This is a genomic window from Pseudomonas sp. PS02290 (assembly GCF_029960075.1).
GTDB lineage: Bacteria > Pseudomonadota > Gammaproteobacteria > Pseudomonadales > Pseudomonadaceae > Aquipseudomonas.
On the sequence record NZ_JASCOY010000034.1, the window covers coordinates 14,962 to 27,416 of the forward strand.

At 62.1% G+C, this 12,455-nt stretch carries 7 protein-coding genes; 6 read left to right on the forward strand and 1 reads right to left on the reverse strand.

Annotation, left to right across the window (positions count from 1 at the left end; all coding sequences use genetic code 11):
• Window positions 1-47: 47 nt before the first annotated feature.
• Together QMX88_RS16110 and pap are read left to right on the forward strand one after the other, a co-directional pair.
• Window positions 48-4,346 (forward strand): NEL-type E3 ubiquitin ligase domain-containing protein, encoded by a 4,299-nt coding sequence (locus tag QMX88_RS16110; protein WP_282371050.1) that lies wholly within the window; start codon window positions 48-50, stop codon window positions 4,344-4,346.
• 157 nt (window positions 4,347-4,503) lie between these two features.
• Window positions 4,504-6,006, forward strand: coding sequence for a polyphosphate:AMP phosphotransferase (pap, locus tag QMX88_RS16115; protein ID WP_282371051.1), 1,503 nt, complete (start codon window positions 4,504-4,506; stop codon window positions 6,004-6,006).
• Between the two features lie 75 nt (window positions 6,007-6,081).
• Here the strand turns inward: pap and QMX88_RS16120 are convergent, their stop codons facing one another.
• Window positions 6,082-6,669: a UPF0149 family protein gene (locus QMX88_RS16120; protein ID WP_192170973.1), complete on the reverse strand. Its 588-nt coding sequence runs from the start codon at window positions 6,667-6,669 to the stop codon at window positions 6,082-6,084.
• Between the two features lie 210 nt (window positions 6,670-6,879).
• Here QMX88_RS16120 and recQ point away from each other — a divergent pair, with 210 nt between their 5' ends.
• From recQ to QMX88_RS16140, 4 genes are all read left to right on the forward strand, one after another.
• A complete protein-coding gene (gene recQ, locus QMX88_RS16125) occupies window positions 6,880-9,006 on the forward strand; it encodes a DNA helicase RecQ (RefSeq protein WP_192170974.1) in 2,127 nt (708 codons plus the stop codon).
• Between the two features lie 174 nt (window positions 9,007-9,180).
• On the forward strand, window positions 9,181-9,615 hold the full coding sequence (locus QMX88_RS16130; RefSeq protein ID WP_065986915.1) for a MarR family transcriptional regulator: 435 nt from the start codon (window positions 9,181-9,183) through the stop codon (window positions 9,613-9,615).
• Window positions 9,616-9,758: 143 nt separating this feature from the next.
• The gene (locus QMX88_RS16135) at window positions 9,759-12,098 is read left to right on the forward strand and encodes a FimV/HubP family polar landmark protein (protein ID WP_282371055.1); all 2,340 of its coding nucleotides are present in this window, start codon (window positions 9,759-9,761) and stop codon (window positions 12,096-12,098) included.
• A gap of 3 nt (window positions 12,099-12,101) precedes the next feature.
• Window positions 12,102-12,398: a SelT/SelW/SelH family protein gene (locus QMX88_RS16140; protein ID WP_065986919.1), complete on the forward strand. Its 297-nt coding sequence runs from the start codon at window positions 12,102-12,104 to the stop codon at window positions 12,396-12,398.
• The last annotated feature ends 57 nt before the right edge of the window (window positions 12,399-12,455 follow it).

Below are 12,455 nucleotides of genomic sequence, written 5' to 3' on the forward strand. Positions count from 1 at the left end.
CTGTTTATCTATGCGCCTTTGATCACACGCAGAAACAAGGACGTCACATGAACACCGCCAGTCAGGCTCTTACGACTTCATTTATCCAGGACACGCTGCCGCAATGGTTCATCCAGGCGACCCCGGCAATGCGCGATGCCCTGCGTCAGGACATGACCCTCGCGCAGGCCGCTCGGGAAAACCTTAAGCAGGTGTTCCAGCGCATTCAGGACCTGCCGTCATTTGCGCGGCCGTTGCTGACCCAGGCCCTGGACGCCGAATTCGGTCCGGGTCTCGATGTCGACAGCGACCGCTTCTTCCACGCCAGATTCCAGCGCGACTGGCTGACCGGTCGTGCTTCGCCTGAGGGTTCCAGCACACGTTCGCTGCTGGCCGCCGCCCTGCAAAATTTCGAAGCGGTCGAAGCGACGGACGCTGATCGTGAAAGCACCTCGGCAATCATTGGCGGCACGCCGGACACATCGGCGCGGCTGGAAGCCGTTCATCCATCAAGGGTTAGTCCCGGTCGCTTCATCGAGCTGTGCCGCCGGCTTGACCTGGGCGGCCAGTATCAACGGCACTTGCATCATGTGTTGCACCCCGTCGCGAGGCCGGACGTCCCTGGGAGTCTGGACAGCAATGACATCAAGTCGCGCATTATCGAGCACGCCCGTCTGACCTTACGGGTCGACTCCCACATCGCACGCCTCAAGGGCTCTGTTGATGAGGCGCAGTACCAGGGGCTGCTGCAGCTCGACGCCTACGGCCCCGCGCATCAGGTGTCCACCCTGCAACTGCTGGGCTGCAAATTGCGCGGCCCGCTGTTATTCAAATCCACCGAGCAGACGCGTTGCGTGGTGTACCTGCCTGGGGAAGCCAGTGGCGCAATCCAGTCCTACCCCTCGTTGGAACATTTCACACAGGCGCTGCGCACCAAACTGCGCTCCGAGGTGTATCAACGCTACTTCGACCGCTTCATTCCCGAGCGCAGCAAAGGCGCTTTCTTCAAACGCTTGCACGAGCGCCTGGCGCCCCATGTCCTGCACAGCGTTGCCCGTGGCAAAGGTTTTCACCGACAGCTGATCAGCGTTTCGGAAGTGGATCAGAATGCTTTCCTCGACCTGGAAGCCGTCGACGTGGGCGGCGCGCTGGGTGATGTTTTCTATCTTCATCAACTGCTGCGACTGAAGGATGACGCTCGCGTGCTCGCCGTCCCCACCGACGACGAGGACCAGAAAACCCGCGACCAGCGCCTCGCCGACTGGCTGAACTACGGCCTGGATGCACTGAATATAGCCGCGCTGTTCGTTCCCGGTCTGGGCGAAGTCATGATGGTTGTCGCGGGGGCGCAATTGCTCGACGAGACATTCGAAGGCATTGAAGCGTGGCGCCATGGCGACATGGATGAAGCGCTGGACCACTTGGGCAATGTCGCGGAAAACCTGGCATTCATGGGGGCGCTGGGTGTCGCAGGTGCCGTGACCGGCGCAATGGCGGCAGAAGCCGGTGGGTCGCAGCCACCATCGTTCATCAAACGCAGCGTTCCCGCCCGAAACGCTGCAGGTGGCCTACGCCTGACCGACGTGAGCGTGGCTTTGCGTCGTTTGCATCCGGAACTCGCGGACATCGACGACAACACCGTCGGCCGAATAATGGCAGTCAGCGGGGTGGATGAAGAGCATCTGGCCGCACTGCACATCGCCAATCAATCGGCACCCGCAGCGCTGCTCGATACCGCCAAGCGTTTTCGCCTGAGTCAGCAGGCGGCAGACTCAGCCGACGCGTTCAACGCGGCGTACCTTGCCAGCGAGCAGTCGAGCGATCCGCTGATCGCGCTGCTCAGACGGGATTTTCCGTCCCTCACGTTGGCGGCAGGCCAGGAGCTGATAGCTGAAACCGCCAGCGAACAGAAACTGGCCATGCTGGACACTCAACGCATTCCGCTCGAAGCGGCCGGAAAGATCCGTGGGCATCTGCGTCAGACCCGCATGAACCGAGCGCTGGAGGGTTTCTTTCTGACGCCCAGCACGGCCAACGCCGATCTCCAGCGCCTGACGTTGCGCAGCCTTGAAACATTCCCGGGATGGCCCGCTGACCTTCGCATCGAACTGAGGGAGGGCAGCACCACCGGGTCTTTGCTGGACAGCATTGGCGCCAAGAGTGCCTCGCAATGCCGTGTGTTGATCAAGGGCGACAAAGGCTTTCAGGTAGCGGGCACCGAGGAGTCGGAGAAAAGGGTCAGCCTGTTTGCCGCGCTCTTGCGTGCGCTGCCAGAGAGCAGTCGTCAGACGATGGGGTTCAACGACCCGGAAACGGGCGCACGGGCCTTCAAGCGTCGCATTTTTAATTGGGTCCGGTCGCAGCCGGAGTGGGCGGCGGAGCAGTTGGGGCAATGGACGTTACCGACCGGGTTCAGGCCGCCGCAGCGTCTGCTCGACGGGCGCATCGGCTACCCACTCAGCGGGCGCGGTTTGCCTGTGGCTGACAGCGCGGTTCATCAGCAATTGCTCCAGGCAATGGCGCAGCTCTATCCGGAGAGTCTCGAGATGACGGAGCAGGTGCGTGGCATGGCCCGGCGGGGGCGATCACTGGAGCAACTGCTGCACGCGACGCGCGCTCGTGCTGTGGCCTATGACCAGTTGCACGTGAGCCTCATCGCCTGGGCGGAAGCCGACGATATCAGCGTGCTGCTCCATGACGGTGAACGTCTGGCGCGGCGTCGGGTCGCCAACGCGCTGGGTCGGGCCTGGCGCTACAGCCATGCTGATGCGCCACGGGGTACGCGCTGGCTGACGCTTGAGTTCCTGACAATGCCGGAAATGCCGCCGTTGCAAAGTTTCTATGGGGACATCACACAGATCGAGCTCAATAACGTGCAGTTTGATACCAACGCTGCCAATGCGTTTCTGGCGAACTTTCCGAACATGACCCACTTGAACGTGCGCGGAAGCTTCACCGAGCTCCCTAGTGTGTTACCGCAGTTTGAGTCCCTGCAGCACCTTTCGCTGGAGAACATGCAATGGCCCTTGGGCCAGCCTGCCATGGACACACTGATGGACATCCCCGCGCTGAATTCCCTGAGTCTGGCCGGCAGCCAGTTGGGTGAATTCACCGACACCAGCCGCCTGAGCCTGTCGACCTTGTGGATTAACAACACCGGCCTTACCCAGTGGCCTGAATGGACCGATTCGCTGGGCCTTGGCGAGCTGGACATCAGTGACAACCAGATCACCGACATCCCTTCCGACGTGATCGAAAACTCAAGGGATGATGGCCAGCACACGGTGATCTACGCCTACAACAACCCGTTCAACCGCCAGGACCTTGAGGATTACTGGCGCAACGACACCGGCTACGGTCATCGCTATCAGCTCGATTACGACTTTCCCGAAGACATCCGCGAGATCCACGTCGAAGGCGCGCCGATGGACACAGACTCTGAGCCATCTGATGATGAGTCCGCGTCCCATGGTCACCGCGCTGGTCCGAGCGCGGGTGCTGCCAGACCCTCGGCGCAGGTGTGGTTGCGCACGGGGGAAGATGTGTTGAATCAGCGGTTGCTGGCAGCGTGGACGCAGGTCGAACAGGCCGCCGATGCGCCTCATCTGCTGGTGTTGTTGCAGCGTTTGAGGGAAACCCCGGACTTCCGCCAGTTCCATGCCGAGCTTGCCAGTGAAGTGCTCACTGTTCTGGAAACAGCTGCGCAGGATGCCGGGTTGCGCGGGCAGATCGAGGTCATGGCCAACGACCGCTTGTTCGGCGCCAACCAGACCTGTCAGGACGGGGCGCGCTTGATCTTCAGCGACATCCAGGTCGCGGTTTACAGCCATGGTGCGCTGCGGGGCGTTGCAGAAAGCCAACGCACGGACGCCTTGCTGGGTGTCCTGCGTCAGCTTTTCCGCCTCAACGAAGTGCAGGCGATTGCGGATGCGGAGATTGCCCGGCGCGAAAGCCTGGGGATGGCGCTGGATCATGCGGAGGTGCGACTGGCCTACCGCGTCGGGCTCGCGGAGGAACTCGGGCTGCCCGGTCAGCCTTACCGCATGGTCTGGGCGCGTCTGGCGGCGGTCGACCGTGGGGCATTGCTGGACGCTCGTCGCCAGGTGCTGGAAGCAGAACGCGGCCCGGCTTTTCTGCAGTTCGCCATCAGTGATCAGCAATGGAACGCGCGGTTGCGCTCCGAGCATGCGCCCGCGCTGGCTTTGGCCACTGAATCCGTGCGCGCACGCATGGCCGCCCTTGAAGAGCATCCGCCAACCGATCCAGACGAGTACCACCGACAGGGCCTGGCCCTCATCGCCGAACGCGATGCGGCCGAGGCGCTGATGCTCACGCAGTTGACCGATCTGTACCGCGCGGGCTGGTAATTTGCTGAACAAGGTGGCACTCCCACGGTGCCGCCTCGTTAAACCCGCAACCGAATGTTTCCCGCTGCTGTGATCCATCGCAGCGGTTGGCGGTCATAACCTGCATCGGCGCTGCCCGCCGCCTGCTAGTCTTGACCGATCCTGAAGGGAGCCTTGAATGTTCGAATCCGCTGAAATCGGCCACACCATCGACGACGAAACCTACGACGCTGAAGTCCCGGCGCTGCGCGAGGCGCTGCTGGAAGCTCAGTACGAATTGCATGAGCAAGGCAAGCGCCAGATTATCGTGCTGATCAATGGCATCGAGGGCGCAGGCAAGGGCGAGACCGTCAAGCTGCTCAACGACTGGATGGACCCGCGCTACATCGAAGTGCGCACTTTCGATCAGCAAACCGATGAAGAACTGGCCCATCCGCCGGTCTGGCGTTACTGGCGCCAGTTGCCGCCGAAAGGCCGCATCGGCGTATTTTTCGGAAACTGGTACAGCCAGATGATCCAGGGCCGGGTGCACAAGCGCTTCAAGGACCCCGTGCTGGATCAGGCCATCAACGGCGCCGAGCGACTGGAGAAGATGCTGGTCGACGAAGGCGCGGTGATCTTCAAATTCTGGTTTCACCTGTCCAAGCGGCAGATGAAGCTGCGCCTCAAAACCCTCAAGGATGATCCCCTGCACAGCTGGCGGATCAGCCCGCTGGACTGGCAGCAATCGAAGACCTACGACCGCTTTGTGCGTTTTGGCGAGCGCGTGCTGCGCCGAACCAGTCGCGACTACGCGCCCTGGCACGTCATCGAAGGCGTCGACCCGAATTACCGCAGTCTCACCGTTGGCCGCTTGCTGCTCGAGGGTTTGCAAAACGCTCTGAAGACACCTGAAGGGGCGACCCATCTTGTCGGACTCGGCCCTTTGCCCAACAACAGCAACGAGCTGAGCCTGCTCGACAACCTCGACATGACCCTGGCGCTGGAAAAAGACGACTACGACGAGCAACTGATCACCGAGCAGGCGCGGCTTTCGGGGCTCATGCGCGACAAACGCATGCGCCGTCACTCCTTGGTGGCGGTGTTCGAGGGCAACGATGCAGCGGGCAAGGGCGGTGCGATCAAACGAGTCGCCGGAGCCCTCGATCCACGGCAGTACCACATCGTGCCAATCGCCGCGCCCAGTCAGGACGAACTGGCTCAACCCTACCTGTGGCGCTTCTGGCGTCAGATTCCGGCGCGGGGGAAATTCACCGTGTTCGATCGGTCATGGTACGGGCGCGTGCTGGTCGAGCGAGTCGAAGGCTTCTGCTCCGAGGCGGACTGGTTGAGGGCTTACAGCGAGATCAACGACTTCGAAGAGCAGCTCACGGATTTCGGCGTGGTGGTGGTGAAGTTCTGGCTGGCGATCGACGACAAAACCCAGCTTGAGCGTTTTCAGGCGCGGGAGAAGGTGCCGTTCAAGCGCCACAAGATCACCGAGGATGACTGGCGTAACCGCAGCAAGTGGCCGCTTTATCGCGAGGCGGTGGGCGATATGGTGGACCGCACCAGCACTGAAATCGCCTCGTGGACGCTGGTCGAGGCCAACGACAAACGCTGGGCACGGGTAAAGGTACTGCGCACGATCAACGAAGCGATCGAGGCGGCATTCAAGAAGAGTGACAAGAAGCACAAGTAGCAGGGAGCGGGACGTACGAGCCGGAGTCGGCTCGTACGCTTCTCAATCGGTAACGGTGGGGCTTTATTGTTGAGCTTAGTGGTGGCGCGGCTTGAGGATCGCCGGCTTTTCATCCGGGGCTTGGAGCAGCAGATACAGCGCGGTCAGCGCTTCCGGGATCTGCACGATCATGTCGTCCATCAGGTTGGCATCGGCGGCGATGTCGGCGAACTCTGGCTGTTCATCGAAGAGACCGGAACCGACCATGATCGGCAGCAGCATCTCGCTGACTTCCTCTTCGTCGTTCTCGAACCAGGCGGACTCGCGCAGGAACACGCCTTCCATGAAACCGATGCACCAGCCGCGCAGCTCGGAGTCGTCGGGGTCATCGCCCAGATCGAGATCGCACGGCAATTCGAACTCTTCGTCCGACGCCAGCTGACGAGCGATGTGCGCCTTGAGCTGGATCAGCGTGGCTTCGATTTCCTCGTGCTGCGCTTTGTCAGCGTAGTGCGGGGGCTCGGCGAACAGTGCGTCGATCCACTCGCGATCCGGCACGGTTTCGGCGCAAATGGACAGCGCGGTCAGATAGCCGTGGGCGGCTACGTAGTCCAGCGCTTCGTCATGCAGCTCATCGGCATCGAGGAAGGCTTGCAGGCGGTGTAATTGCTCAGCGAAGGACATTGACAGACTACCTTGGGAATAAACGATGCTGAATTCTAGGCCCTGAGGGCGCCCGGCGCCAGCGGCGAGGCCACTGGAATCGGTATTCCGGTTAATTTCGACCGCCGGTGTCGCCGCTGTCCAATCTGTCGGAGCGCTCCGGTATACTGCCGCGCTTTGCGATTTCCACAGCGATTCTCGACCGCTGTTGCGGCACCATCCGGGGTATTTATGCTCGACCAGGCTCAACGCGTACTTAAAGACATCTTCGGCTACGACAGCTTCCGTGGTCGCCAGGGTGCCATTATCGAGCGCGTGGCCAGTGGCGGGGATGCATTGGTCCTGATGCCCACCGGGGGCGGCAAATCCCTGTGTTTCCAGGTGCCGGGCCTGTTGCGCGACGGCCTCGCGGTGGTGGTTTCGCCGCTCATTGCGTTGATGGACGATCAGGTAGCGACGCTGGAAGAACTCGGTGTTTCAGCCGCCGCGCTGAATTCCACGCTCAGCGCCGAACAACAGCGCGACCTCGCCAACCGCATTCGCCTGGGCGAAATCAAGATGCTGTATCTGGCGCCGGAGCGTCTGGTCCAGCCGCGCATGCTGTCGTTTCTGCAGAACCTCAAAATCGCCCTGTTCGCCATCGACGAAGCCCACTGCGTGTCGCAATGGGGGCATGATTTCCGTCCGGAATACCTGCAACTGGGGCAACTGGCCGAGCTGTTTCCGGACGTGCCGCGCATTGCTCTGACCGCCACGGCTGACAAGCGCACCCGCGAAGAGATCGTCGAGCGTCTTCACCTGCAGAACGCCGAGCGCTTCCTGTCGAGTTTCGACCGCCCGAATATTTTTTACCGCATCGTGCCCAAGGAACAGCCGCGCAAGCAGTTGCTGGCGTTTCTGTCCGAGCGGCGCAGCGACGCCGGCATTGTTTATTGCCTGTCGCGCAAAAAGGTCGAGGAGACCGCGGCGTTCCTTAGCGACAACGGCTATCCGGCGCTGCCCTACCACGCCGGCTTGCCCATCGAGACCCGCTCCGGCAATCAACGGCGCTTCCTCAATGAGGAAGGGTTGATCATGGTTGCCACGATTGCGTTCGGCATGGGCATCGACAAACCCAACGTGCGGTTCGTGGCGCACATGGATCTGCCCAAATCGCTGGAAGCCTATTACCAGGAGACGGGTCGGGCTGGGCGCGACGGTCTGCCGGCCGATGCGTGGATGGCATACGGTCTGCAAGACGTCCTGATGCTCAAGCAGATGCTGCAGAACTCCGAAGGCGACGAGCGCCACAAGCGCGTCGAGCAGCACAAGCTCGACGCGATGCTGGCGCTGTGTGAAGAAACCCGCTGCCGGCGTCAGTCGCTGCTCGCCTACTTCGACGAAATCATGCCCAACCCTTGTGGGCATTGTGACAATTGCGTCGATGGCGTGCAGACCTGGGACGCCACCGAACCCGCGCGACAGGCACTGTCAGCGATCTACCGGACCGGCCAGCGCTACGGTGTGGGCCATCTGGTCGATGTCTTGCTGGGCAAGGAAAACGACAAGGTCCAGAGCTTCGGTCATCAGAAGCTGGCGGTGTTCGGTGTCGGCAAAAGCCGCAGCGAAGGCGAGTGGCGTTCATTGTTCCGACAGCTGGTGGCGCGCGGTCTGGCGGACATCGATCTGGAAGGCTACGGCGGCCTGCGCCTGAGCGACACATGCCGGCCGCTGTTGCGTGGCGAAGTCACCTTACAGTTACGCCGTGACCTGAAACCGCAGACCACCGCGAAAGCTTCCGGCAGCCCGGCGAGCCAGCTGGTGCGCGGCGAAGAGCGCGAACAGTGGGAAGCGCTGCGTACGTTGCGGCGCAAACTGGCGGAAGAGCATGGCGTGCCGCCGTATGTCATCTTCCCGGATTCGACCTTGCTGGAAATGCTTCGCAGCCAGCCGGGGACCATGGCCGAAATGGGCCGGGTCAGCGGGGTGGGCGCGCGCAAGCTGGAGCGTTACGGCGAGGCCTTCCTCGAAGTGCTCGGCGGTGCTGCACCCGCGCCGCGTGTGGTCGCCGATGTGCGGCATGAGCTCATCAGCCTCGCCCGCGCCGGCATGACCCCGATGCAAATCGCCGGGCAACTGCAGTGCTCGGAGAAGAACGTCTATACGATGCTCGCCGAAGCGATCGGCAAACAGCAGCTTTCGCTGGATCAGGCGCTGGACCTGCCCGAAGACCTGATGACCGAGATTCAGGACGCGTTCCTCGACGGCGAAGGCGAACTGCCCCCCGTTGCCGCCATTGCCGAGCTGTTCACCGGCCGTGTTCCCGAAGGGGTGCTGTATTGCGTGCGCGCGGCGTTGCAGTCGGAATTCGAGGTTTAACCCTTCGCCACCACGGCCGGTTGCAAACGTTCAAGCAGTTCAAGGCAATCCAAAGGCATACCCGCCGCATCCCGGCCTGTGCGACGAATCACCGCGTCCAGGCGCTTGCCTCATGCCGGGCTCCATGGTTAGCTGCCTATTAATTAGGAATCGCCTTTAACCATCGAGTTACCTATGCCGTTAACCGAAGAACACCGCTTTGGCATGCAGCTGGCCCATATGTCCCGTGGCTGGCGTGCCGAGCTGGATCGCCGGCTGGCTGACCTGGGATTGTCCCAGGCGCGCTGGCTGGTTTTACTGCATCTGGCCCGTTTCAAAACGCCGCCGACCCAGCGTGAACTGGCCCAGAGCGTGGGCGTCGAAGGGCCGACCCTGGCCCGGTTGCTGGACAGTCTGGAAAATCAGGGGCTGGTTCTGCGGCAGGCAGTGCTCGAAGATCGTCGGGCGAAGAAGATCGTTCTGTGCGACACGGCGCGGCCGCTGATCGAGAAAATCGAAACCATCGCCACGGCCTTGCGCCACGAGTTGTTTGCCGGCATCGACGAAGAAGAATTGCTCATGTGCATGCGCGTTCATTCGAAAATCCTCGCCAATCTCGAAAAATCCTGAAAACCGCGCGAACGCCCGCGACAAATACATTGATGCGGGCGAAACATCCTGTTCTATTTGCACCCATACTGATGATGCCCGGATGACGTGTCCGGGCGTACCGAATGTGCAGGGAAGCCTGCCTCGTCTTCAAAAGGGTTCGCATGCGGAAGAGTTTTCAGGCCGGTAGTCGTCGCGAAGGAGATGCGCCCCTTCGCGTTCAGTCAGGTCTTCGTTCGGGTTTGCTCGCCATCGGTCTTGCTTCGGCCGCGTTGCTGCACAGCTCCGTGGCGGCTGCGCTGGGGCTGGGCGAGATCAGCCTGCATTCCGCCCTCGGGCAACCTTTCAACGCCGATATTGAATTGATCGAAGCGGGTGGGCTGAGTCCCGAGGAAATCGTCGTGGGGCTCGCGCCGCCCGAGGCCTTCACCAAGGCTGGCGTTGAACGCGTGTTCTTTCTCAACGACCTGCGTTTCACCCCGGTGATCCGTGGCAACCGCAGTGTGGTTCACATCGAATCGCACAAGGCAGTCACTGAGCCTTACTTGAATTTCCTCGTCAGGCTGGTACGGCCTAACGGCGACCAGCTGCATGAATACACCGTGTTGCTCGACCCGCCGACATCGCCCACAGGACTCGCCGCGACGCGCAGCCGTACTCAATCGCCGGCGGTCAGCGCGAAGAATGATGAGTCGCGTCTGCCGGTCGCGCCGCCCCAGGCTCGACAAGGCAAGCATTACACGGTTGTGTCCGGCGACACCCTGGCGGGTATTGCCCGTCAGGTACAGGCGCCGGGCAGCAAGACCTCTTCTGCCGAGTTGATAAAAGGTGTGGTGGCGCTCAATCCGCAAGCGTTTCCCAATGGCGAGCGCAGCCAGTTGAAGGTCGGTCAGAGCCTTTTGCTGCCGGACAATGCCGTTGAACCGAAGACCGCCAGCGCGCCCGCCGCTGCAGGCAGCAACCCCTCGGCAGCAGCTTCCACCTCGACGTCTACCCCGGCGAACCAGAACGCGGTCGATCAGTTGTCGGCGACGGCACTGGAAAACCAGCAATTGAACAAGACGCTGGACGACCTCAAACAGCAAGTCCAAACGTCCACCGTCGAAGAGGCCGACAAGGACAAGCAGATCATCGAACTGCAGACCCAGCTCGCCGAACTCAAGGCGCAGTCGGCCAAACCTGCGCCCGCTGCTCCGACGGCAGGGGCGGTGACGACTGCGACTCCCGCTGCAGCGCCAGCTCCGACGCCAGCTCCCATAGCCACTCCCGCACCAGCGCCGATGCCGGTGCCGGTTGCCGCCGTGGACGATGACTTTCCCTGGACGTCGATTCTGGCGGCGCTTCTGGTGGTGTTGCTGCTCCTTGCGCTGGCCTGGTCGGTGCGCCGCAACCGGATCAAAAATCAGCTGGCTCTTGAGCCCGTGCCTGTCGAGCCAGTGGTCAGGCCTGCCGCGACGGTCACGCCGGTCTTCGAAGTGCCGGCTGTTACTGCGGCGCGTCCAGCCTCGGCAGCGCCTGCCGGCCAGCGCCTGGCCGGTGCCGCCACCGACGCGCTGGATGGTGCAAGCATCTACATCGCCTACGGTCGTTTCGCCGAAGCGCTGGCCATTCTGCGCGATGCGCTGGACAAGCAGCCCGAGCGTACCGATGTCCGCCTGCGCATCCTCGAACTGCTCGGCGAGCAGGGCGACGTGGATGCGTATGACGAGGAAGAACGAGTCCTGCTGAGCCAGGGCGTCGATGGGCAGAAGCTCCAGGACATCCGCAGCCGCTATCCGAAACTGAAGCCTGAGCCCGTTGCTCCCGAACCGCCGTCCGCGCCAGTCGCCTCGCCTCCCATGACCTCGGCGGCAGCCCCTGCGGCGGCGCTGGGTGCAGCCGCGGTGCTGGCCAGTCAAACTGCCTCGGCCAGTCAAGCATCAGACGACCACCCAGAGCTCAGCCTGACAGAGCCCGCCCAGCTGGACGAAAATACGGCCGCATCGCTGAACCCGGTTGACCCTGCCGACGATTTCCAGCTCAACCTCGACGATCTCTCCATGGACGCCGACTGGGATCTGGTTGATCCGTTCGACAGCAAGCCCGCTCCCCGCAAGCCCGCGCCGGCGCCCGAGGCCGAACCTGAACTGGACACGTCGTTCTCGTCCGACCTGACGCAACTGCCTGAGGTTTTCGAGATGCCGGAAGAGCAGTTCCTCAGCGATTTTGCGGAAGAGGAAACGCCGCCGGAAATGGACGTCCAGTTCGAACCGGGTCCGGCAGCCGTCGTGCAGAGCAACAGCGATTTGCTGGACGACGCTTTTCTCGACAGCTTCATGATCGAGGAGGGCGGTTTCGATTTGCTGAGTCTGGACGAAGAACCGCTGAGCAAGATCAATGAGGCGCAGGTGCTGATTGATGAAGGCAACCTCGACGAAGCCCGCCGGCTGTTGCAGGAAGTGATCGACGGCTCTGACGACGGCCCCCAGCAAACGGCCCGTGATCTGCTGGCAGGGTTGGGCTGATCGATGTCCGCCAAGCCTGAAATCACCATCACCTACTGCACGCAATGCCAATGGCTGTTGCGTGCCGCCTGGCTGGCTCAGGAGTTGTTGAGCACCTTCACCGATGACCTCGGCAAGGTGTCGCTGATCCCGGGCACCGGCGGTGTGTTCCGCATCACCTGCGATGACGTGCAGATCTGGGAGCGCAAGGCCGACGGCGGGTTTCCCGAGGCCAAGGTACTCAAGCAGCGGGTGCGCGACCAGATTGATCCGGCCCGGGACCTGGGGCACAACGATCGTCACGCCGGCCTCGACACCTGAATGCGCATCGGCTGTCGCAAAGTGTTAATCGATAGGCCGTGTCATCAAAGCTAAACA